This window comes from Alcanivorax sp. HI0044 (assembly GCF_001634945.1).
This window is the reverse complement of sequence record NZ_LWEZ01000185.1, coordinates 1-674: the sequence shown is the minus strand read 5'-3', so window position 1 is coordinate 674 and position 674 is coordinate 1. Positions and strand designations below refer to the sequence as shown.

The window sequence follows — 674 nt, the reverse complement described above, 5'->3', positions numbered from 1 at the left end:
TTGTTGCCGGTGATCCAAAGCAGATGCCGCCCACCAACTTCTTTGGTCGTTCTGATGATGACCCGGATGGCGACATTGATGGCGAAGGGGATCTGGAAAGCATCCTGGACGAACTGATCGGCGCCAGCATTCCCCAACGCGTGCTGAACCTGCATTACCGTTCCCGCCGGGAAAGTCTAATTGCCTTCTCCAACAGCCGCTATTACGACAGCTCCCTGATCACCTTCCCGGCACCGGTACACCCTGACAAGGGCGTGTCACTGGTGAAACCGGAAGGCTTCTACGCCCGAGGAAAGGCCCGCCATAACCAGGGCGAGGCCAAGGCCATTGTGGCGGAGATCGTGCGTCGCCTGACGTCAGACGACCCGGCTGTCCGTAGCCAGTCCATTGGGGTAGTGACGTTCAATACCGAACAGCAGAGTCTGATAGAGGATCTGCTGGACAAGGCCAGAGCGGAAGACCCTGGCATCGAATGGGCCTTCTCCGAGGACGAGCTGGAACCGGTGTTCGTGAAGAACCTGGAAACGGTGCAAGGGGATGAGCGGGACGTGATTCTGTTCAGCATCACCTATGGTCCGGATGAAGCCGGTCACGTCACCATGAACTTCGGCCCTCTCAACCGTACCGGTGGTGAGCGCCGCCTGAACGTGGCCATGACCCGCGCTCGCTCCGAG

The 674-nt window shown here is 59.3% G+C and carries 1 protein-coding gene; it reads left to right on the top strand.

Annotated elements, in window-relative coordinates:
* The coding region (locus A3730_RS02215) for a DEAD/DEAH box helicase (protein ID WP_231883811.1) at window positions 1-674 on the top strand (674 nt) is incomplete at both ends.